This is a genomic window from Paenibacillus sp. FSL k6-2145, assembly GCF_037976585.1.
In the GTDB taxonomy this organism is placed as follows: Bacteria; Bacillota; Bacilli; order Paenibacillales; family Paenibacillaceae; genus Paenibacillus.
In genome coordinates this window covers 3,400,331-3,423,059 of record NZ_CP150267.1, presented here as the reverse complement: position 1 = coordinate 3,423,059, position 22,729 = coordinate 3,400,331, and the positions used below count along the sequence as shown (strand labels likewise).

General features: G+C 47.1%; 21 protein-coding genes. 8 read left to right on the top strand and 13 right to left on the bottom strand.

The window, feature by feature from the left end:
- Positions 1-325: 325 nt before the first annotated feature.
- Complete coding sequence (locus NZ043_RS15065) at positions 326-1,384, top strand: LacI family DNA-binding transcriptional regulator (protein WP_339312501.1); 1,059 nt, start codon at positions 326-328, stop codon at positions 1,382-1,384.
- A 237-nt stretch (positions 1,385-1,621) separates the two neighbouring features.
- Here the strand turns inward: NZ043_RS15065 and NZ043_RS15060 are convergent, their stop codons facing one another.
- The 3 genes from NZ043_RS15060 to NZ043_RS15050 form a co-directional block, all read right to left on the bottom strand.
- Entirely contained in the window at positions 1,622-3,235 is a 1,614-nt protein-coding gene (locus NZ043_RS15060; RefSeq protein ID WP_339312499.1) for a hypothetical protein, read from the bottom strand.
- Complete coding sequence (locus tag NZ043_RS15055) at positions 3,213-3,788, bottom strand: sigma-70 family RNA polymerase sigma factor (RefSeq protein ID WP_062832928.1); 576 nt, start codon at positions 3,786-3,788, stop codon at positions 3,213-3,215. Before NZ043_RS15055 ends, NZ043_RS15060 begins: the two co-directional genes overlap by 23 nt.
- Positions 3,789-3,931: 143 nt before the next feature.
- Entirely contained in the window at positions 3,932-4,447 is a 516-nt protein-coding gene (locus NZ043_RS15050; protein ID WP_339312498.1) for a mismatch-specific DNA-glycosylase, read from the bottom strand.
- A 121-nt stretch (positions 4,448-4,568) separates the two neighbouring features.
- On the opposite strand from NZ043_RS15050, the gene NZ043_RS15045 reads away from it, so the two are divergent.
- The 4 genes from NZ043_RS15045 to NZ043_RS15030 all read left to right on the top strand — a co-directional run bounded on the left by NZ043_RS15045 (position 4,569) and on the right by NZ043_RS15030 (position 8,233).
- Positions 4,569-5,489 carry an AEC family transporter gene (locus NZ043_RS15045; protein ID WP_339312760.1) on the top strand — a complete coding sequence of 307 codons (921 nt, stop codon included), beginning with the start codon at positions 4,569-4,571 and terminating at the stop codon, positions 5,487-5,489.
- Positions 5,490-5,794: 305 nt separating this feature from the next.
- Positions 5,795-6,862: a WXG100 family type VII secretion target gene (locus tag NZ043_RS15040; RefSeq protein ID WP_339312496.1), complete on the top strand. Its 1,068-nt coding sequence runs from the start codon at positions 5,795-5,797 to the stop codon at positions 6,860-6,862.
- A gap of 16 nt (positions 6,863-6,878) precedes the next feature.
- Positions 6,879-7,337: a hypothetical protein gene (locus NZ043_RS15035; RefSeq protein ID WP_133386630.1), complete on the top strand. Its 459-nt coding sequence runs from the start codon at positions 6,879-6,881 to the stop codon at positions 7,335-7,337.
- Positions 7,338-7,396: 59 nt separating this feature from the next.
- A complete protein-coding gene (locus tag NZ043_RS15030; protein ID WP_339312493.1) occupies positions 7,397-8,233 on the top strand; it encodes a hypothetical protein in 837 nt (278 codons plus the stop codon).
- A gap of 108 nt (positions 8,234-8,341) precedes the next feature.
- Here NZ043_RS15030 and NZ043_RS15025 read toward each other — a convergent pair whose 3' ends face one another.
- Positions 8,342-8,593, bottom strand: a complete 252-nt coding sequence (locus tag NZ043_RS15025; RefSeq protein ID WP_047841868.1) for a hypothetical protein — start codon at positions 8,591-8,593, stop codon at positions 8,342-8,344.
- A 275-nt stretch (positions 8,594-8,868) separates the two neighbouring features.
- Here NZ043_RS15025 and NZ043_RS15020 point away from each other — a divergent pair, with 275 nt between their 5' ends.
- Positions 8,869-9,261: a RidA family protein gene (locus NZ043_RS15020; RefSeq protein ID WP_339312490.1), complete on the top strand. Its 393-nt coding sequence runs from the start codon at positions 8,869-8,871 to the stop codon at positions 9,259-9,261.
- Between the two features lie 144 nt (positions 9,262-9,405).
- Here the strand turns inward: NZ043_RS15020 and NZ043_RS15015 are convergent, their stop codons facing one another.
- The 4 genes from NZ043_RS15015 to NZ043_RS15000 all read right to left on the bottom strand — a co-directional run bounded on the left by NZ043_RS15015 (position 9,406) and on the right by NZ043_RS15000 (position 16,446).
- Positions 9,406-12,084, bottom strand: a complete 2,679-nt coding sequence (locus NZ043_RS15015; RefSeq protein ID WP_339312488.1) for a polynucleotide kinase-phosphatase — start codon at positions 12,082-12,084, stop codon at positions 9,406-9,408.
- The gene (locus NZ043_RS15010; RefSeq protein WP_289391366.1) at positions 12,081-13,691 is read right to left on the bottom strand and encodes a 3' terminal RNA ribose 2'-O-methyltransferase Hen1; all 1,611 of its coding nucleotides are present in this window, start codon (positions 13,689-13,691) and stop codon (positions 12,081-12,083) included. The genes NZ043_RS15015 and NZ043_RS15010 overlap by 4 nt, the downstream gene beginning before the upstream one ends.
- 434 nt (positions 13,692-14,125) lie before the next feature.
- The gene (locus NZ043_RS15005; protein ID WP_339312486.1) at positions 14,126-14,926 is read right to left on the bottom strand and encodes a nucleotidyltransferase domain-containing protein; all 801 of its coding nucleotides are present in this window, start codon (positions 14,924-14,926) and stop codon (positions 14,126-14,128) included.
- 26 nt (positions 14,927-14,952) lie between these two features.
- Positions 14,953-16,446 (bottom strand): TROVE domain-containing protein, encoded by a 1,494-nt coding sequence (locus NZ043_RS15000; protein WP_339312484.1) that lies wholly within the window; start codon positions 16,444-16,446, stop codon positions 14,953-14,955.
- Between the two features lie 371 nt (positions 16,447-16,817).
- Here NZ043_RS15000 and NZ043_RS14995 point away from each other — a divergent pair, with 371 nt between their 5' ends.
- Positions 16,818-18,173, top strand: a complete 1,356-nt coding sequence (locus NZ043_RS14995; RefSeq protein ID WP_339312482.1) for a WYL domain-containing protein — start codon at positions 16,818-16,820, stop codon at positions 18,171-18,173.
- On the top strand, positions 18,121-19,005 hold the full coding sequence (locus tag NZ043_RS14990) for a WYL domain-containing protein (protein WP_339312480.1): 885 nt from the start codon (positions 18,121-18,123) through the stop codon (positions 19,003-19,005). The genes NZ043_RS14995 and NZ043_RS14990 overlap by 53 nt, the downstream gene beginning before the upstream one ends.
- A gap of 120 nt (positions 19,006-19,125) precedes the next feature.
- On the opposite strand, the gene NZ043_RS14985 is transcribed toward NZ043_RS14990, so the two are convergent.
- The 5 genes from NZ043_RS14985 to NZ043_RS14965 all read right to left on the bottom strand — a co-directional run bounded on the left by NZ043_RS14985 (position 19,126) and on the right by NZ043_RS14965 (position 22,716).
- Complete coding sequence (locus NZ043_RS14985) at positions 19,126-19,629, bottom strand: hypothetical protein (protein ID WP_091034173.1); 504 nt, start codon at positions 19,627-19,629, stop codon at positions 19,126-19,128.
- Positions 19,630-19,809: 180 nt separating this feature from the next.
- Complete coding sequence (locus tag NZ043_RS14980; RefSeq protein ID WP_133386623.1) at positions 19,810-20,550, bottom strand: hypothetical protein; 741 nt, start codon at positions 20,548-20,550, stop codon at positions 19,810-19,812.
- The gene (locus NZ043_RS14975; RefSeq protein ID WP_339312478.1) at positions 20,547-21,245 is read right to left on the bottom strand and encodes an ABC transporter ATP-binding protein; all 699 of its coding nucleotides are present in this window, start codon (positions 21,243-21,245) and stop codon (positions 20,547-20,549) included. The genes NZ043_RS14980 and NZ043_RS14975 overlap by 4 nt, the downstream gene beginning before the upstream one ends.
- Positions 21,238-21,624 carry a GntR family transcriptional regulator gene (locus NZ043_RS14970; protein ID WP_036606428.1) on the bottom strand — a complete coding sequence of 129 codons (387 nt, stop codon included), beginning with the start codon at positions 21,622-21,624 and terminating at the stop codon, positions 21,238-21,240. The genes NZ043_RS14975 and NZ043_RS14970 overlap by 8 nt, the downstream gene beginning before the upstream one ends.
- A 225-nt stretch (positions 21,625-21,849) precedes the next feature.
- Complete coding sequence (locus tag NZ043_RS14965; protein ID WP_289391362.1) at positions 21,850-22,716, bottom strand: aldo/keto reductase; 867 nt, start codon at positions 22,714-22,716, stop codon at positions 21,850-21,852.
- Positions 22,717-22,729 lie beyond the last annotated feature (13 nt).

The window sequence follows — 22,729 nt, the reverse complement described above, 5'->3', positions numbered from 1 at the left end:
TGAGGTTTTATGTATAAGTTGACAAAAGATTATTTACACTGGCACTACGATGACAGAACAACTCTCCAATCGCTGTTATCCCCAGATTTTTTCGATCCCCTTTCTCAAGGGGAAATCCGGTGATAAAGGCGCACGCTTCGCTTTGTCAATTTTTTTCTGTCCTCTCCGTTATCGTGTAAATGATTAGTTCAACTTATATAGATTGGTTTAGATTGACTATATGATCCTAACACTATTGTTATTTTTGTTATGATAAATTATAATAACATTATTATTTGTAAGTGTACTGTGTCAGAAGATGATCGTCAAATGAAGGAGTAATGATATGTCACGCAAAGTATCCATTCAGACGCTGGCTGACCAGCTCGGATTATCCAAATATGCCGTCTCCCGCGCACTCAGTGGCAAGACGGGTGTCAGTGAAGCGACACGCGCACGGGTACTGGAACTCGCTCGCGCTTTAGGATATCGCCAAAGTACTCCGGGTACTAACAATATTCCTGCTGCAAACCATGCAGATCCGTCCGATCCACCGTTTGCTCTCATATGCATGAATCAGCTCAACCGCGGTGAACCTCACTACTGGCAACGTGTTCTGTCTGGCATGATCTCCGCCTGTAATGAGCGTGGTTGGCATCATGCCATCGTATCTCCCTCACTCGGAGTGACGGACGAGAACACCTCTCCCGAAAAAGCTATTGCTCCTCACTTGGACTGGGAACGTTGTGCCGGGATTATTGTCATGGGGGCTTTCCCGCATACGGTTCTGCAACGACTCTCTCAGACGGGTCGGCCTATTATTTTGGTAGATCATCAGGAACCCCTGCTGAATTGTGATACGATCAGCCATGATAATCTGGAAGCTGGCATCACTGTGGCTAGATATCTAATGTCTATGAATTGCCGACGGATCGGCCTCATCACAGATGATGGTCGTGCTGCCAGCTTCGCGCAGCGGAAGATCGGGATTGAGTTGGCCTTGAACCATTTTCATGTGGATACCAGTCATACGACCAGCTTCAGGGAATGGAACATCCCATATGAGAATGGGGAATGGGTTAACCAATTGGCTGCCACCATTCAAAACATGCCAGATGATGAACGTCCCGATGCCTGGATCGGTGTTAATGATGATATCGCCTTGCAGTGGATGTACAAATTACAGGAGATGGGCATCTCCACACCTAAAGATTGCCTTGTCATCGGTATCGACAATGTACACTCTGCCGTTACGTCTTCCCCGCCTCTGACCACAGTTAATCTGTGTAAAGAGGAACTCGGACAGCGTGCCGTAGAGGCTTTGCAACGCCGGATCGAACGCCCGGGGACGCCAAAAGAAACGGTTATGTTATCGACTACGTTGATTCCAAGGGAATCGGCATAATTCGGAAAGGGTAACCGCTCTTTTTTGAAGATGCATTCGTTAGGTACTTGCTGTCCCCGTAAGTCTGGTGCAAACGAAAGAGGCCCCGCATACCATTATGCAGGGCCTTTTCGTATATTAGGCTTATATGCTTATATGTCTATACATCCACACTTAAATCTGTTGATCCATCCTTATACATCCATTCGAAGCGTTCATTTACTTCATGGCTGTTGATTAAAATAGATGTACTAATCGTTATTTCAGCCAAGGTAGACTATTGTACGATGGAAGGTCCACTTCCCAATTCACATCACGATACTCTCTATTGACTACTGTTCTTTTCAAAGTGAATTTTGTACCCTTTTCTTCGTTAAACCCCCGAATTTTTAATTGCAGATCATCTTCAACGTATTCACCGTTATTATTAGGTTGATCCGGATAACCGTTCACTTCAACAGGATACTCTTTTCCATCCGAATCTACTGCAACCCAGCGATCACCCATGAAAGCATTTCGGAACGTCCCACTCCCCTTCAGAACTAGTGAATACCCTTCCTTTACATCAATCTTCGGAGGATCATACGATTCCATCAGTGGCTCGTACTCAAAATCATAGAATAATATTTTATCTCCAAGCTGTTCAAATTGTGCAAAAGTATAAAAATTCGTGTCCTTACGCCTCTTATTCAGATCAACTTCCACTGATTTCTCTTCTTTCACCGGCAGGGTGTAACCATCCAGAACAAAGCGAATGTTCTTCGCATCTACCGTTACCAACGCAGGGTCCCATGTCTCTGACAACTTCAACGGCCCACCGTTCCTTAAGTCACTCTGATCTTGGAGCTGGAACTTGGCTTGACGGGCATCTGGTCTTATTCCATTGAAAATTCGATATTCATTTGTTTCAGGAATCTCAAGATGGTAGATGATACTCATATAGCTCGCCCAATTCTCATCAACTTTGGCACGAAGTTCATCATCCAGACTCACATTCAGGTCAAGCCGGGTTCCGTTTGGCGTGCGTACAAGCTGTGTCATATCAAGCTTTAGTCCTTCTGGCGTCGTATATGTGTTATCCATAGAATTTTCAACAGCCAATGATTTGGCTTTGGTCATATCGATCTTGAATTTGAAGCTCCAATCCACCGTAACATCTCTATCTTCGTAGGATTTCTTCTCGTAATCATAATATCTGCCCACATTTAAATTACGCAGTTCACCCCGCACGACCACTTGATCCGGAATTTCATCATGAAACTGGAATAACAATCGTTCAGTTAGAGGGCCCTTTGTTCTTGCATCTCTTGCAAGAGTGGCAACCTGTCGCCCCTCTTCATCAGTAACATGAATTCTCCCCAACTCAGGCAGAAACCGTGATACCCCTAATCCATCAGGTGTTGTTTGTTGCATGGTCATTACCATATGAGATCGGTCTACAAGCACGTCTTCAATTTTAAGCGTGTAGCCCTGGTCATTGATATTGATATCCGGATTAACCACAAGTCCAAGAGGTTTAAGACGTTTATAATCATCCGCAAAATAGGAATATTTCAATGCTTCAGGCACAGGTATGTTAGGCAATGGCAGACGATCCACAGCATTTACCGCGGGTTGTGCTGGCTCTGCTGTTCGTTCGAAAGCAAACCAGGCCCCTCCGGCAAAGATCACAACTGCCGCTGCAGCGATACACGTCCGGCGCATCCAATGCGCTCTCTTGGATTTTTTCATGAATGGATGCTCGTCTTCTCCACTTTCCATGGACACCCCATCCAGCTTCCGCATGACCTTAAGCGTAAAATCCGCATCCGGCTCCTCACGGTACAGGTGCTCCTCCCACAACCGATCTTCATCCTTTGAAATAGGCTTCATACGTAGCTAAACCTCCTTTGCGTTCCATTTGCTTCCTCAGCGTTTTTTTACCGCGGTAAAGGGCGTTGCGCACTTTGGTTGAACTCATGCCTGTAATGTCTGCAATCTCTTCATAGCTCAGCTCGTTTGTGTACTTCAGTAATAACACCAGGCGATACGATTCCGGTAACTGTTCGAGCTGTCGATATATTTCACGCTGCATCTCTTTATGCAGCACACGTTTTTCCGGTGTTTCATTACTGACAGGTTCGATCCCTTGATCGACCGGAGACATCACGGGTTTCTTTTCCCGTATAAAATCCCGCATCCGATTCACCGCAATGGTGTACACCCACGACGAGAAACTGCTTCCCTCCCGCCGCGACGGGAGATAACGATAGATGCGAATGAACGTATCCTGAGCGAGATCCTGTGCATCCGGATGACTCGCGCCCATTCCGCGCATGATGCCGTAGACTTTATTTTTATATCGATCCACAAGCACGGAGAACAACTGCTTATCCCCTGCAACAATGCGCTGAATAAGCTCCTCCTCCGGTATCTGTTGAGTCATGTAATCCCCCTTCTCTACAGCTTCCATGCATGGTTCTGTACTATATAGACGGAAGCCGTTCCCGAAACCTCTCACTTTATCCAAAAAAAAAGAATTCGCCCTTATCGGCGAAGCCGACTGGGTGAACTCTGCTTACTTGCCTCTTAATCTTCCCTGTTCTTCTCCGCAACAAAATCAGCAAGCTGGGAATAGATGGCCACAATCTCATCCATCGACATCCGCACGAGTCCACTGGACGAGGGAGCGACAAACTCCTGAATCTCCTTGACGACCGGGTAATCCTGGAATCCCCATTGCACTTTGGTACGTTTGCTATACTGGGTGTACACTCCTTTTCCGACAAAACAGGCGATGTCCGGTCGGTATTCCTCCAGCTTTTGCCGCAAAATCTGGCGTCCTTCTGCATATTCTTCCTTCGTAATATCTTCCATACCTTTAGTGGGCCGGGCCACGATATTTGTGAATCCGTATCCCAGCTTCAGCAACTCTCCATCCTCTTGTGCATCATATAAACGCGGGGTTAATCCCGACCGTTCAAGGATGCGCCAGAACCGGTTTCCTTTGTAAGCATAGTGATGACCCGTCTCCCCAGACGTAATGCTCGGATTGAAACCAATAAACAATATCGATAAACCAACATCCAGATGATCTGGAATCATGACGCAACCCCTCCTGATGTTTTTTAGCCAATTCACACATTCGGTTGTGTATAAAATGATATAATGAGCAAAGCATTTTCGAAATCGGATTGAAATTTTCATGAAAAAGGAAGCTGAACTAATGATTGCAGACATCATGCTTGAAGTCGTCCTGCCCGTCTTTCTCCTGATCGCCGTCGGGTCCTGGATGCAAAAGGTGTTCAAGCTGGACTTGTACACCCTCGCCAAAATCAATTTCTATTGTATTACCCCCGCAGCCGTCTTTATGAGCATGTATCACTCGGATATGTCCGGGGAACTGCTCGGGACTGTGACACTCTTTTACGCAATATATGTATTGATTCTCTATATTGTAGGTTCTGTAGTTGCGCGTTCACTTAAGATGAATAAAGGCATGAAGGCTGCCTTCAACAACAGCATTATGCTGGATAACGCAGGCAACTATGGACTGCCCATCAATGCACTGGTATTCCGCGGCGATCCACTCGCCTCTTCCATCCAGGCGCTGGTCATGTCTTTACAAGCATTACTGACGTTCACCTATGGCGTGTTGTCCATTCAGGGCGCGAAGCTCAAAGGTAATTACCGTGCCGTGATTATTGGATTTCTTAAAATGCCTGTTCCGTATGCGCTCTTGCTGGGGATTCTGTTTCACATGTGGAAGGTTCCCTTGCCTACGTTCCTGTCCATGCCGCTGACCTATGCGCAGCAAAGTATGGTTGCCGTGGCGCTGTTGACACTCGGAGCACAGATTGTAAAATATCCAATCCGGCTGTACCGTCTTGATGTGTATATTAGCACATTTTTGCGTCTCCTGATTGGCCCCGCTATCGGGATTTCAATTGTGCTACTGCTTGGATTGGAAGGTATCGCTGCACAGGCACTCATTATCGCTTCGGGTATGCCGACCGGTGTCAATGCATCCATTCTCGCGGAAGAATACGATAACGAACCCGATTTTGCAGCCCAGACGGTACTGATCTCAACGTTGCTTAATATAATCACGATTACGGCACTGATCTCTTATGCCAAAACGTTCTAGTTGAGGAATGTCCATAAGTACATTCTCCTTGAAGACCAAACTAAAATTTACAAGTCCACGCCCCCTATAGGGGGTTGTGGGCTTCTTTGTTTATACTCTTCGTCCCATTTGCAGGAACAAAGTCTTACGAAAAGCACTAATTTAACCCAACCAAAGGACTGTTTTGCGCGTCAATTCCTTATTATCCGTTGCGAATAAACGTTTCGACCTTTAAAATTAGTGGGTAAATATTTCACAGCGTTTCATTTTTGATATATACATAATCTGTAGAAATTCTTAATTTTATCTTCCACGAGGTGAATGTCGTGACCAGGATTATTGTACCGCCTGAGCAGCTTCAGGCAATCTCCAAGCAATTTGCTCAAGCTTCGGAACATAGTCGTAGCATGATTAACAATTTAAGCAGACATATAAGTACATTACAAAGCCAGTGGTCGGGAATCACACAGGAGCGTTTCTTTCAGAACTTTCAGGTGGCACATCGGCAAATGGAAAGATTCTCCAGCTCAGTCTCTGCGATTGGCACGGAACTACATACCATCGCAACTCGTTTCTCACAAGCGGATCAATCTCAGTGGCATGGTGTACAGACCAGTACAAGCCAATCCACTTCCGGGAAAGATGTAAAAACGACGCTATCAGATATATATGATCAAGGAAGTAAGTCCTGGAATATAATTAATGGGATTCATGGGAATGTAGGCCTGATTGGAACAGGATTATATTCTGCTATGGCTACGTCCATGGTACTCTCCAAAACGGTTCATTTCAAAGTAGATCCCCGGAACTCTAGCCGTGCCAAAGTCCATAATGCCCCGTGGGTGAAGGGAAAGGGGAATTCCTTTCTGAGTAACATGGCACGTAAACTGGATAAACAATTCCGCAACCCCGGTCTGGTTATGAAAGGATTAAAGGGCTTTGATCGACTAGCAGGTAAATTAAAAGTAGGTGATATCGGGCTTGGTTTCAACAAAGCCAACAGCTTCGGTCAATGGACCCGCAATGTTATTGCCGGTGTGAATAAAGGTCAATACGGTATGAAAATTTCCAAAATCCCTACAATGATAAGCAAAAAACTGTTCCCTATCAACGTAGGACTTAATGTTTGGGATGAAGGGGTTAAAACGGTCTCCAAGTATAAGGAAGGAACATTAACCAAAACGGATCTCGCCGTGTCCACATCGAATATCGTGATCAAGTCTGCCTCTGCAGGAGCCGGGGCTATTGTTGGCGGGACCCTATTATCGTTCGCCGGGCCTGCAGGAACAGCAGTTGGAGCTTATGTAGGCGGAGCTATAGGTAGTTATGCCGGAAAACATATAGCCTCAGCGGCTGAAAAAGGGATTAGATGGGTTAGTAAACTCTTCAAATAATACTTAGGAGGTATCCATGCAGTTCGTTACATACCAACGCAAATATGCAATACGTCATACGCTGATATCTGCTCTTTTTATCATAGCTGGACTTGTCTTGATTGGTGATGTTATCTATGGTGACAATAGCGTTCTGCAAACCTTGTACTTTACTAGTGCGGCATTCTTAAGCTTTTGGTTTGTGGGACGTCTGTTTATCTGGAACATCACGAGAATATTTGGAACAAACATTTTATTTTCCTTCGATCTGTCTGGCATTAAGACAAATGCAGGAAAACAGTTATCTTGGAAGGATATACGTACCATTGATTTCGTAGCACCGGGACTAAACAAATGGATCCAGCCTACTCCATCCTATTACTTATTCAAAATGGTTGATGGAAAAAGCTATAAAATATATACGTATAGTCTTCTGAAACATCAGGAAAGCGACATTCTTAAAGTACTTCGAAAAACTTGGAATGAGCACAAATGACCTTTTAAAAAAAGTAACCTTTATCTAACAATCTACATAGAAAGTAGGCGGTTAAGCTCATGAATAAACCACTTGTTACCTTATCCATTGAAGAATTCGGATTTGCGCTGGCCACACTTGGCGCAGAGGACATTGCAGCCGGTCTCCTAAAACCGATGTATGGCGAGTTATCTGAACAACACTGGGAACTCGTTCTAAGGGCTGCCTCTCACGGTCTTTTATCCAAAGGGCTGATCTTGCATATGGAAGATACCGAGATAGAGATCGAGCCGGAGTTTTTGAAGATGCTTATGCATTTTGCCCAAAGCCGCAGCATGATTAGAGCGTACTCAGACAGCCTTGAACAAGAAAAGGTATTAACTATTCACAAAAGTACAGATAACAACGATACATACCTCTATCATTTGGCAGTGAATCAACGTGTGCATTTGTTCACCTGGACAGAACCTGAAGAATGGGAAGAGGAACTGTTCCAATTTTACATAGGGCAACACAAACCATTCATTGATCAACCTACTCAGTTCACGATAACGGAGGAACAATGGAATGTCTTGACGAACGAGGAAAACCGTATTTTGTTAGATAGATTCATGGACGATTGGGAGCTACCTCTAGAAACACGCGAGTTATTGAAGGTATGGTATAACTCTTTTGAAGCTTCTGGTCGTAGTGTGGATAACCTCAGTATCATCAATTATGCCGAAGATGTAATTCCTCTGCCTGATCAAGCTCTCCTGCTGCTTCATACCGAACAAGGTATCTGGAGCATGACTAACAGAGATTCCACCAGCGAAAATAATTCTAACATCGAGATTGACCAGCATACCAATTCCTCCTTTCGTAGACAATTGCGAGAATGGATCGATCGCTTCGCGGTTCCTGTCTCCCATACTTAAAAAAAAGTCCAAGAGCCACCACCTTTGGTCTCTTGGACTTCTTCCATTATTTAACCCATGAACTCTCAGCTGCCTGCTCAGCTACTTGTCATGCAGCCTGCCATAGGACTATGATTCAAACGTCGTTCGTTCCGGGAACTTGCCGCCTTCCCTGAATAAACATCGTACCAGTCGTTGCGCGGCTCGGTTAAAGAAAAAACTCGGGCTTACCCCATCCACCTGAACAGGTTCCAGTTCCCTCACACTTTCCTTGATCTTATTCATCTCAATGAGCCCCATCTTTCGCTCATTCGGTCCGAATCGATAAATAACCTTCTCATCGTCCTCCGTCTGTTTCACCAGCAGAATTACAGATGCCATACAGGTTACCCCCTATCGTTACGTTATGAGATTCCATTAATCACTTGCCTACTATAATTATTACCCAGATTCTAGGGGAAGGATATAGGACTTAAGTTAGTTATACCTAAATTAAATATCCTGATGTAAAGATTCTCCGAAATGAGTCGTTAGGCTTACTAACACCCTGCTCACGCTATCCTTTTGGATAGTCACTGTCATGAAAGTGCGTACTGCCCAAGTCGTTTTTCTCCGTTTATACTAACCATATCTTGAATTTCAAAGGAGAGAAACTTATGACTACAGCTCAAATATATAGCCACGGTGTGCCCTGGGAAGAAGCATTTAGCGTTGCTCAGGGATACAGCGTTAACGGTACGATCTACATTGCAGGACAATTTTCGCATGATATGCAGGGAACGTTTATTGGTGTCGATGATATTGAAGCACAGGTTCGCCAGACACTGGATAACTTGGATCGTGTGCTCGCAGGATTCGATGTGACCAAGTTGAACATTGCTGAACTGGAGATTTTTCTGGTTCACCCGCAGGAGCATCTTGAGGCATGTGTCGCCGTGTACAAAAAGTATATTGGTACGCATCGTCCGGCTGTCACGATGGTCGGGACCTCAGGACTCGCCTTCCCTCATCAACTGATTGAGATTCGCGCAGTTGCACATACAAACTGATCCAGATCATGTCAAACGTTGCAGTACAAAGCACACAGGCGTGATAAGGAGCTTGCTTTAACGAAGTTTATACGCCGAATAAGCTGGTTCGGATTTACTCCGAACCAGCTTCATCATCATTTCTTCTTCTTTTACCTTCGCACTTTACAAACGCGGGTCTACTCGCTCTGACTCCATCGAAAGCGTCGCCAGCACGCATTCATGAATTCGTTCCACTGGCTCTCTGCGTATAAAGCGCTCAATACCCTCCATGCCCAAAGCACTCTCCATTAAGGCGTGACGTTCTTTTTTGGATGTTTTGCGTTTACGAAGTCGGGACAAATTCTCGGGTGCCAGGTAATCCATCCCATAGATGATGTGCAAATATGCACGTCCTCGTACTTTAATCGCAGGTTGAATCATTTTGTTGTTATTCCAGGCGCGGAACGTTTCAGGTTTGATCACAATCCCCTCATGACCTTCCGCCGTAATCTCATCCCACCAACGAATGACATCCGCTTCATCTGCCTCACTTGCGATCATGCGATATTCCGTCTCCATCATCAAGGTCGACATCCAGGCGAACTCACGGTTTTGTTCCATATGCCATTCATGTGTTTGCTCCCAAAATGCTCCCGTGCTATGGGCAAGTGTGTGGAACGGCGCAATCCGAATGTCCCCGATATCATCCACATCCCAGCAGTATTTTTGGAATACATCGCGGAACGTCTCGGCATTAGCGAGTTTACCTGCTGTCTCCTGCAACCACTCATCTACCTTACGACCTGCTGCTTGAGCTTCGCGCAGTTTGTCCAGTACCGTAGAGCGATCCATAAGCGAGGCTTCGGCCACATGTGCATATTGCGAAGCAATCAGCTCACGCGCCTTCAGATTCCAAGGTACAATCTCCGCATCGAGCAATACAAATTCGGTCTGATGACGATCAAAATAACCATCTGCGGTCAAATCAGCATGTAACCTTGAGAGCACAGCCTGCTCTATCGAAGGGTCAAAAAAGGATCGGCCCGTCCGGGTCACAATGTTCCCCAACATCGGCCTACCCACTCGCTGCACCGCAGCTTGCTCATCGCGGAAGAGAAGTAAAATGGCCCGGCTGCCCATGTGTTTTTTCTCGGCAACCATACGGGTAACGCCCTGTAAGCGATAATACTGGAACGCATCCTGTGGATGCTCCAGATACCCCTCCACAGAACAGACACCCGGCGGCGGACTCATCGTAGGCGGGATGTAGAGCAGTTCTTCCAGCGGTACAGTATAATGGGAAAACGTATCAATTGCCGTCTTCGCCACCTCACCGTGCACAGACACGTCGAGTTTGGATGCTGTCTGAACCGTGAAACCCTCCTTGAACTTACGTATGTTTGGCGGAGCAAAACGCCGCTGTTCCCAGCGCTTTAATGGACTATCCGGATCTCCAGCATAATCCTGCTTCGCCGGAACACTGACTGCCTCACGTTCTGGCATTCGCCAAGCAGTGAGCATGCCACCAAAAACGACACCTTGATCAATGTTGACCGTATCATTCACAATCGTAGGATATGGACGGGGATCATGTCCCCAGACGATGCATTCACCCGAATTGTGATCCACATACCAATCCTTGCGCACTGGCCGACCCTGCTCATCCGTACCTTCCACATCGCCATACCGGCAGTAATCCTGAATACGTTTGGACTGTTTTCCGATAAAATGATCTCGTATCCCTGCGTGTGCCACAACCACCTGTCTTACCCCATTTCGGGAAAAGACCAGATGAGATGGTGCATCAAGCAAAAAGGTCCTAAGCTCTGCACGTACTCGCTTTGCTGTCTCTTGGCCGTGCTCCTGCTCAAACTGTAGCAGTTCCATCTCCACCCGTTCGTCACCATGACTCAGCGTAACGTCTCGACCATCCAGATAACGTGCGATCTTCCAGCCGTGATTACTGTCAATCATGTAGGCGAGCTCGGCGGTACAATGACGTTGCCAGAACAACAGACATTGTAACGATTCTGGCCCACGGCTCGTTACGTCACCAACGGAGACCAATTTGCGTCCTTCAGGGTGACGATACAGGCCACTTCCGTCCTTGTCCACATATCCGAGGCGCACGATTAATTCCATCATTTCATCATAACAACCGTGAATATCTCCGATGATATCAATACCTGTACCCATGTCAGTCACCAGCGGATTGGATGTGCGGACAAACGTAATCTCATCTGGCCGCTTCAGCACATAACTGGCATCGAAGCCATCCTCACGGATCGAGCGTAATGTGCGCTTGAACTGCTGCACCTGTTGTTTCACCCGTTGACGGCCACGCGGATACTCCCGCTGGGCATCACGTTCCAGTAGTTCTTTTTCCGGAATATCCAACACGACAGCAATCACAGGCACATGAGCCTTTCTCGCCACCTGAATCAGGCGCTCGCGATCCTCGGGATACAGATGTGTCGCATCCACCCAGGTCAGCTTGTTCAGGCGGCAGCGGGTTGCCAGCATCGCCTCCATCGCTTCAAATGCTTTGGCCGATACTTGCTGATACTCCGCATAGATCACATCCGCTTCACTGCGGGGACGGTGTTTCCAATCCACATACTCATCATCTCCAACCAGCATGCGGAATTGATCGGATGAGACGGCTTCCGTGCGGCGAATGACGCTTTCTGCAACAAGACGATCCAGCAACGTACTTTTGCCACTGTTGGACGGGCCGACAAGAACGACAATGCCTGCGTTGGGTAGATGAATCTCACGCTGTCTTTCCTCCGTCCCAATTTCCCTATCCTGCTGCCCTCTGCCTACATCCGAGATTTCGTTCGGTGTTACTATTCTCCTCATGATTGGCTCTCCTTTCTCCGCTCAAAAATGACCAGTTGGGTAGGTTTTCCATAACCTTCTGCATGCTCACCGATACCTTTAATTTCATAGGCATAGTTCCCTTGTTGCGTCCATTCCTCACACCGGGAAACCAGCTCCGCACGGGTCCACTCAAAGCGATGATCATGGTGGCGAAAGCTTTCCTGCTCCATTGCATACACTTCGTTATATTCCTTGTTTGGTGTAGTGACCAGCAGCACTTCTGGCTGATATTCGTTCATGATTGTATCCATAATTCCGTTTAGACGATATTCCTCAATATGCTCAATCACTTCGCACAGGATCATAACATCCTGGTTTTGCATCTGCTCGTCAAAATAAAACAGTGAACCAATGATTGGTTCCGGCATAGCCACCACTCCTGAACGCCCCTCCAACTTAGTAAAGCGCTCCATGGCCCGGAGCCGCGACTGACCGGAAGGTTCAACGGCCAGAATTGCCTCCACACCAGGAATGTACGCCAAACGGGCAGACAGCTTGCCTTCACCCGCTCCCATATCAACAATGCTCCGTTTGACTGGCAACGCTGCAACCACATCTGTAATCGCACGATAACGCAACTCGTTTAACCGCACAGGAGGTTCAGATTGTTCAGATTGCCCGCCATCTCCTCCAGCTGTACCTGTATCTACATCAGCAATCTTTGCATCACCATCTTCTATCTCTGTATCTGCATCTGTACCTTCACCTGGACCTCTAGAATCTGCATTCAGTTGCTTCTCATCGCTATCGGACTCGGACCCCAGGTACTCTTGTTCTCCTTCTTCCTGATGCCCTGCTTTATTCTCCTGAATAATCGCTTCCGAGGTGTGGCCTATTCCTCTCTCCTGTCCAAAGGACACAGTCAAAGCACCCTCTTGACGCTCATACTGCCGAATCAGTTCGGTAAAACGCAACGTACGCTTCACAATGAGTTCTTTCAGTGGGTGAGCATCCAGCCAGCCTTCACCATACCGTTTGATTTTATCGATCTCATCTTCACTGATGAAATAATGTTTGTAATTATCCAGCACTGGAATCAGTAGAAAAAGCTGACGCAGTGCATGTTGTACCGTATTACGTCCACGCAGGATGATATGGCGAACCGTGCTTTTACTTTTCAGATCAAATGAATACGATAGTTCTCCACGCTCCACCGAAACGGCGTATCCTAATGGCAAGAATAATTCTTCCACAACTCGATCCGGCAGATCGGACGCCACTGGGCCAAATGTCAGTTCCAACTCAAAAGTATGACCTACCCATTGCACATAGTCTTCCTTGGGCTTACCATTCAGGGCCGTCCCTAGCGCCCCACGTATGTAGGAGCAGAACAAACTGCTGGTCACGAACTCACGATCATTGATATATTGCGTTATGTCATATCCATCGGGTGTACCCCTGACCAGATCCACAGGATCAGGCTCGGCATGAATCAGCACTTCCGTTTCGTTCTCTGTAGTTGTGGTGTACACCATTCTTACACGCACGCCTTTGTCTACGCGGTCATATATATTCAGCGGATTCTTCGCTAACAAATGGGATACGACCGCCGCGTCAGCGCCGCTTGCTTTTAAGATCAGATGCATCAGTTCTCCTCCTTAATATATGAAAAATGTTTCACGCACTAGACAGTGTCTTCAAACCTGCTGAAAGCCCAAGCGTTCTTAAACGTCTCGGAGCCAGAGCAGCACAAGTGCATGATGGAGCGCTAACGAATCGCTGGCGTCTTATTTCATAATGAGAAGCACCCCCGGAAACCTAACGAACCCCAGTCACGCTATATGGAGCTAAACCGCCTTTTTCTATCCTTTTATCCGACTTTTTCGGAAAATAACGTGTCCCATGTTCCTTACATTTTAAAAAGGCACCCTGGAGGCCACATAGGACGTCCTGTGTTCCTTAGAACATACTCTCCCTAGCAATTGCAACTCGTCACAATCGGCCAGCCGACCTGAACTTTAAAACGTTCGGGACGCGGACATTCATCATCGAATCGCTCGCCTGGGTGAGAAGAAACGCCCTAATTGTTCCCCCACACCTCTTGCAATGCCAAACGGAAAATCCGATCCAATTCTTCAAATTGAATTATTTGCTCATTATCCATCTGTCCGGCCAGTTGTTCAAAATGCTCGATCTTCTCCGCCAAAAAAGCCTGTATTGCGGGCAACTGTGGCTCCAGATCCAGTTCCTCGCCTGCCTTTTTCCGGCGCAGCAATTCATGAATCTCCGTATATAGCGGTGTAGTCGCAGGTACAAGTTCTTGCACCAACTCTTCGAATGCCATCGGCGGCATCGCATCATAACGTTCGATCCAGCCACAAGCGAGCAGTGGGCGCAGCACATAGAAATACTTTTTGATCTTCACCTGTTCACCCTGCAAATAATCCCGAAAGTTTCCCTTCGCCATATTCAGATAATGGTACATACAGGACTTAGGTGAGAAGGTCAACGGTGACAGCGCACGGATATGCTGTGCCACGTTATACTGTTCATCATACTGAATGGGGGATTGCAGCCACTCCAGTAACGGTGGATTTGATTTGCGAAACAGCTTCAACGCCTTGCGCAGATCCCAACCATTGATATCGAGCTGGTCACTGATTGGGCGTTCGATCACATCCCTTTTATCCTCAATCGACAAGTACCATTCCAGCGGTCTTACATACAGAAAACGCACATCATAATCGCTGTCCTGAGAAGGAAACCCCCACGCCCGGCTGCCTGATTCACAGGCATAGATGATCCGTACCTGCTCCTCCTGTTCAATCTGCTTCAGCTGTTGTCTAATCGTATCTCTCATTTCTTCATGAACGTAGGTCATGGTCAGCCGCCTCCAAATTCCCTCAATTAAATCTCTATCTCTCTAACCCGGTTCGCGAGTGTATCATATCCTGCCACAGTCTCGGCAATATACGTCAATACCGTTTCACTCCAACCGTAGATGTAAAAGGTTTTGCCATCCCGTGGCGCTACCATTGCCTGCCGATAAGGTGCTATATCCACAATAAATGCCTTCAACTCCGGATTCATCATCCGGCGATATCGCTCAAGCTCAGCATATAACGGGCTGCCTTCATTCTGCTGTTCATCGGTGATCATAATGATCTGATCCACTTTTTCTCCGATATCCCGAAGTTCCCGCACCGGTCGACCCGTGTCTGTTCCACCTTGTGCGCGAATACGGTGAGCTTGGAAAAGAATGCTCTCATCCATCTTGGGACGAGCATCCTCAACCATATGATCGAATAACCAGAACAGTGCGTTACCTCGTGTTTGTTTATAAAGCGCCAGTGCCAGCACCGAACCAATCCGTAAATAATCCCCTTGCATGGAACCGGAGCGATCTAGGAAAATAGCCGTTCTTCCCGGCAGCGTTGGCAGGTTGCTAATGGATAGCTCCACCGCTTGCCGCAAAGCATCCCGCAACTCTTCCCTCGCAATCATTTCATATGCACTGGCGAATCGGAAAGGTAAGATTCGCGACTTGCGCAGGGCTTCTGCATCCGTTAGACGGCCCGTTACGTAATCGATATTTTTCGATTTTTCAAAAACACCTGCCCGATCCATTGCATTCAGATGGCGCAGCAACGCAAAGGTCGGCATCTGTGACATTAACGCCTCCCACACCGTACGTGTAGGTTGCATGATCGAGGTGACCACCGAATACGGCAGTTTACCTTTCTCGATCAGATGCATCCGACTTGCCGGGTTTGGGGTAGCTTTCAGCTTTTCCAGCGCCTGCAACTGCGGCAGTTCCGTAAGATCCACCTCATGCCCGCGCAAATAACGAAACAAGGCTTGCTGCTTCAGATCTATCGGCTTGGGGTGTGCTGTAGCGATCATATCGCCCAGACTGTATCCACGCCCACGTCCGTTGTATTTGATCGCCCAGTATTCGCTGATCCCGTTCAAAAAGAGACTCACCTGACGCTTCACCGCTCGGCCGCCCTGCCCCCGACCCAATCCTCTCAGAATGGTCAAAAAATCAGCCAAATCAGCCGGTGTCTGTACGACCTGGGAGAACACCTTTGCAAAATGATCCACATCCACTTTGGACAGCAGTGCCAGCCCGTATAGAGGCTGTAACCGCATCAAACCTTCATTACGAGCATAGACCAGCGCCCGCGCCATAAATCCTGCATCAACCTCAGCCATCTCCTGATGACTGACCATCGCATCGTCCATCAGTTGCTGGGTATCTGCATAGAACGTATTGTTCAATGTATTGGTCATCAACATCTGTATATATTGTTCCTCTACCAATCGCTCATAGGCTCCGTAGCCCCCATGATTACGTGTCATTGGCTGAGGTTGATTAAATAATTGTTTCGCTCTGCTCATCACTCATGACCTCCCGGTGTGAGTCTATTTGCTGTTCTTTCATAATAAAATGTTCCGAGGAAAAAGGTGGGAAGGTATAATACCCGCTCTACCGCTGAGCTACACCGCCATGAACGGCGGCGATTGGATTCGAACCAACGACCTGGTCGATTAACAGTCGAAGTAACCCTCCCTGGCGCCTCGGAACCTTGATCCACAGCGCTTGTTGCCGCCCCGCTTCACAACCTCATTATGCCTCACGCACCTACACGCGAACATGGTAAAAGTATGACGACGACTCAATTTCTGAAATTGAGTCGACCTTCATAACTTTAAAATGAAACCTGCCGCTCATCCTGCTACAATGAAGGGATAACAAGGAGTGAATATTCATGGCAAGAGAGAGTTTTGACAAAGAAATTCAGTTCTTACGCATGTTATCCCTAACAAGCGGTGCATATAACCGTAAACAGTATGCCGAGCGGCTTGGCATATCCGTACATACCTTTGATAAAACCAATCGCAGATTAAAAGAAATCATGCAGACCGTCGCCGACCAACGCTCAGGTGCCGAAGCAAGCCGGGAAATGGCGGATCTCGTCCGCTTCCAGTATGGCGAATCCGCTGAACCAATGCTGCTCTTCCTCTTCCGCGCCAAGTCGATGAAAGAGACTGAAGTTCAGCGTCTTTCCGTCCTTTTGCATACCCTACAAGATACAGCCTTAACCGCGATGGAACTGCTGGACGCCTGCTGTGCTGAGCTGCCGGAAGATCTGGCACTACCTGACGAGAAAACCATTCGCTCCGACCTGAAGTATCTGGAAGAGGTTGGGGTTATTCGAAAAGAGCCGGGTGGCAGACCGTATCGATATGCTTTACAACAAGATGTCCTTACCGAATTAACGGTGGAGGAACAGCTGGAGTTGTATGATTTTGTAGATATGATGGCCAACACCCAGGTGCCTTCCGTACAAGGGTACTTATTGCGGGACAGTTTGAAGAAAGCCATTACGGCAAGTTTTCCGCAAGAAGAAGCTACTGAGCCCTATATCTATAAGTATCACTATTACTCTCGTATCCTGGACGAAGCTCATCTCTACACATTGCTTAGTGCGATTCGTCAGCGCAAACGTGTGCAGTTCCTATACTATTCACCGAAAAAACCATCCAGCTACAGTTCACAGAATACGAATCCACGCTTTGAACGCGAAGCAGATGGTCGATCCAACCAGATCGTGCCCCTTGAAGTGATTTATGACCATCAGTATGGTCGTTGGTATGTAATTGGATATCAGGGGCGCCGCGGCTTTGTTAAATTCCGGATGGAAGGCATAACCCAACTGGAGGAACAGGATTCAGTAGAAGAGGAATACATGCTCGAATTGAAGCAGCAGTGGACCGACATTAGTCGCTACAGTTGGCTCGTGGATACGGGGAATACGGTGACGGTTCAAGCACGCTTTTTCCACCCTGAGCGTGGTCAGCGCAACTTCATTCTGGATCGGGTTCGTCTGCAAGGTCAATGGGGCAAGATTATACCCGAAACGGACCATACCTTTCTCTACGAAATCCAGGTCAACGGTACCACCGAGATCAAACCGTGGTTACGGAGTTTTGGCTCAAGCTGCGAAATAATTGCACCTCAGAGACTACGCCAGGAGATGATCAAGGAATGGAAGGAGATTGCGGAATATTATGAACCTGTTCGAGAAGATGTTCAATTACCAGATGATGACACGACTGAATGAAACCGGACTGTTCACCTGGACCTCACAGGAACGGGCCTGGCTTCGCATGATGCTGAATCACCCTGCTGCGAGAGAAGCACTGAGCGCTGTAACATTGGATAAAATGTACAACATGCTGAATGGTGAGCAGGACCTGAACCTTCAAGATTACCTGACCGAAAAAGCCAAAAGCGAAGAAAACAGTGTCTCTCACCCACTACTTCGACAGTTAAGGCTAATCATACTGCATCATCAGGGATTTCGAATGACAGGCCGCGTCCGCAATGGACGCACAAGCCATGATGAATTTGGTTTTCCGTATAAACTGGAGTATTCCATGGTCAAAAAAGAATGGTATGTGCTCTGGTACGCCCCTCGCTTCGACAAGCTCATGTCCACCAAGCTGCACAGCATCGTTACCATGGAAGCCCAACCGGTCGAAACGGATACCGCTTCTGGTTACACTGCCCGAATTGCTGCGATAACAGAGAAGCGTAAAACGACCATCACCATCGAGGTACTGCCCGAGTTCAATCAGGAACTGTCCCGAATCCTCTATGCCTTCTCCTGCTTCGAGAAACAGGTCGAGTACCTGGAAGCCGAGCAGACATATCGGATCGAGCTGACCGTTCCGCGCAATGAGATGGATTACGTCTTATCCAAAATGCGTTTTCTCGGCAAACGGGTTCGAATCGCTGACCACACAGTGCTGCGGGAGCGAATGTCCGAAACAGCTGCCAAGGCATTGGCCCGTTATGCGGAAAAAGATCCTGATATGCATCCCGAACGCTCCAATGAAGTTCAGCACCACCAACGCGAGAAGGAACCTCTTGCGAAAGCCGATGGTCATTGATTTGGTCCCATACACGAAAAAAAGGTCTGGATAATCTCATCCAAACCTTTTTTTGCTATACCTGTTTGTTCGTGAAAATATAATAAAACTAGCAGCGGAAAGCAACTCTACTTGTTCCACTTACGTTGCTCCACCACTGCTGGCAGCCGAGTTCCGTCTTTTGTTAATCGCGTGCACGCCCATGACCACTGCAATTAATTCATACGTGTCCAGTTGTTCCGACTGGTTATCTAATACAAATGCCCCTGAACTAAACCAGCCACTGGTGCGACGGAAACTGGCCACGATGCGGCCACCGCTGCCACTTATATCATATTCCTGCGAAAATGCTGGAGCAGACACATCATACGTACCGCGTGATCCTGCGTCATATTCATACTTTTTACTAAAAAAACTGAATCTCGCCCGTAACACACCCAGATGTCTCCCATCTGCTGCAGTGATGTCCCAACGATTCGTTAACATGCGAAATTTGCCGCTGCAGACCAGTCCCGAGTTATCTGATACATCGAGCGAAGAACCAAAGACACTTTTCAAATCCAGATGCCCTGCCTGTTCCTGATTCGGATTCATAATCTCGGTGTAACCCGCGTTAAAAAAGTTATCCCGGAAGTATAGTTCCATAACGCTTCCTCCTTTCGCTTACATATCCTTTTGTTCTCTTTAACCTAATTTCGCTTCGAGCACACAATATATCTATATATACGTATAATTAATGGTAGTGGATTCAAAAAGTGGATTATTACTGGATGTAAAAAAACGAGCAACCCTGGTTGCTCGCATCATGTTCAAGTTATCCTGTCATCAGACTTCAACTTTTTTGTTGTTCAGATAAATGGTAGCCCACACCAAGATGACCGCCACAATGACTTCAAATACAATGCTTCCCCACATGCCGTCCGACCATAATACACCATTGGCTGTGATTGCAATACCTGTACTTTCTTCCGTATACCGGAACATCTCATTTGGACTGAAGCGTCCAGTCGTAATAATATTCTCCAACCAGCCAATCAGATTAACGAGGACAAAGAATGCAACGATTCCGATCCATGGTCCTGTTCTCCAGCGGAAGCTGCCTGCAATCGAGATCGAAAGGAAGATAATGACGGTCATGAATACCATAACCCATGCGCTAAACAGCAACAAACTAATATAATCCGAAACATGCAGACCCGAAAGATCAATATTGCTAGCCATGTTCATTCTGAGCTTCATTGAGATATAGATGTAGGCATGAGTCGTAAAAATAATGACTAACCCCAACCCGCAAAGTAGTCCAAAGATCAAAGGAGACAACACATGTGATAGGCCCGTTACGGGTAACAGACGGCGATTATAAGAGCGGATATTGGACGTGTATGTTTTAATCATTTTCACATAAATAGCCACACCAACTCCAACATAACCCATAATGCCAAGCACAATCCCTGTGACCTCAGACACGAAAAGGGAAAGCCCCACTTGAGCGATAATCAAAATAACTAGCCCAGCCAGCAGTGTATTCCAGTTCCTTCTAAAGTCATACTTCAATAATGTCATCATTCCGCATAGACCTCCTTGAACATCTCATCCACACTTTTCCCATATTTCAGACGGAGCGTTTCTACTTCTTCCCGCATCACCAGCTCGCCCTCGCGAATAAAGACAACTTCATCAAAAATCCGTTCGATATCATTCACAAGATGCGTGGAGATGATCAGACTGCTGTCTTCATCATAGAACTTGACGATCGCATCCAGAATCTTGCCTCGCGCAACCGGATCTACTCCGCCAATCGGTTCATCCAGCAAATACAGGCGAGCCTTACGAGAAAGTGCCAGTGTTAGTTGTAGTCGTTCATTCATACCTTTCGACAGATGCCGTACCCGGTCACTCTCGACAAGGTTCATGAAGTCCAGCATCTCCCGCGCCTTCTCCTCATCAAAATCAGCATAGAAATCGCGATAGTACGCAATTGCATCCCGCACTCTCATCCAATTTTCGGTTAATGGACGATCCGGCATAAATGAAACCAGTGACTTCGTCTCCAGCCCAACGGGCTTACCTGTGACTTGAATCGTTCCACTGCTAGGATGCAGCAAACCTGCAACCAGCTTCATGAGCGTACTTTTGCCACTGCCGTTGCTACCCAGCAGACCTACGATTCGGCCAGGAGCAATATCCAATGTGATATTACTGAGCGCTTTCTTATTGCCATATGTCTTATTGATCTGGTTCAGTTCAAGGATGTTACTCATGTGTTGTTCCTCCCTTTCCTTCCGCAACGGCATCGGCTACGATGGATAAGATATCCTGCTCTTCGATCCCCAGTTCCTGCATTCCGGTCAGAAAGCGTTCCAATAATTCACCGGCCATCTCTTTTTTGATCGTCATAATCTTCCGCTCCTCACTGGTCACATATCTGCCCAAGCCCCGTTTGGTTTCGACCACTTCTTCCCGCTCAAGCTCCTGAAATGTCCGTTGTACTGTATTGGGATTGATCTGTAATTCAGCCGCCAGTTCACGAACCGAAGGAATTTTGTCACCTGCCTGAAGTGTCCCGGTTACAATCTGTCTTTTGATATACTGCATGATCTGCAGATAGATTGGTAAATTGTTATCAAATTCTATAGTCACAAAGCTCTCGCTCCTCTCTGTACTGGTGTGTTAGTTACATAGTACACTAGTGAAATAGTGTTGTAAAGCCCATTTGTTATAAATATATAATCGCTCAGTTGATGAGCAAGCTTTGGTTATCCAAATACATACAAAAAAAGAGCAGATCGTGAAGATCTGCTCTGCATAACTTATTAGTCGTATTGTTATCTTATTCATATGCTTGTCCAATAAAAAAAGAGCCAGCTACACGATATCTAAAGGTACCTTACCTTTAGGCGCAGGAAATGCCTCATCCAACCGTGTGAGTTCCTCTGGTGTCAAAACGATATTCACTGCTGCTGCATTGTCTGCCACATGATTCAGCTGTACCGCCTTGGGAATCGCCATCACATCTCCGTCCCTGATCACCCAGGCTAATGCGATCTGCGAAGTTGTAACTCCTCGATCCTGCGCAATCTTCTGAATGACTGGATGCTCCAACAATTCACTGCGAAGTCTGCCCCCCTGAGCCAGTGGACAATACGCCATTACAGGAACGCTACGTTCCCGCATCCACGGGAGCAAATCATGTTCAATACCACGCGAAACTGCATGGTAAAGCACCTGATTCACCATGCACTGAGAACCCTCTGGCAAACTCCATAATTCCTGCATATCCCTTGTATCCAAGTTTGAGACACCCCAACGCAGGATTTTACCGGATTGCTTCAATTGTTCCAAGGCCTGGACAGTCTCTTCAAGTGGTACTCCTCCGCGCCAGTGGAGCAGATACAGATCCAGGCGATCTGTTCCTAAGCGCTTGAGACTACGCTCACAGGCTGTAATCATCTGCTTGCGATCTGCATGATGGGGATATACTTTGGATACGAGAAAGACTTCATCACGCAGGCCTGAGATGGCCTTTCCCGTAACGACTTCTGCCCCACCTTCTGCATACATCTCCGCCGTATCAATCACGGTCATTCCCAGTTCAATACCGGAACGTAGTGCCCGTACTTCTTCTTCCTGGCTGGATTGCTTCTCTCCCATGTACCATGTGCCTTGTCCTATCGCGGGCAGGGCAGTTCCATCTGGAAGCATAACCGTGCGTGTCTGATCACCATGCAACATCTATATTCCTCCA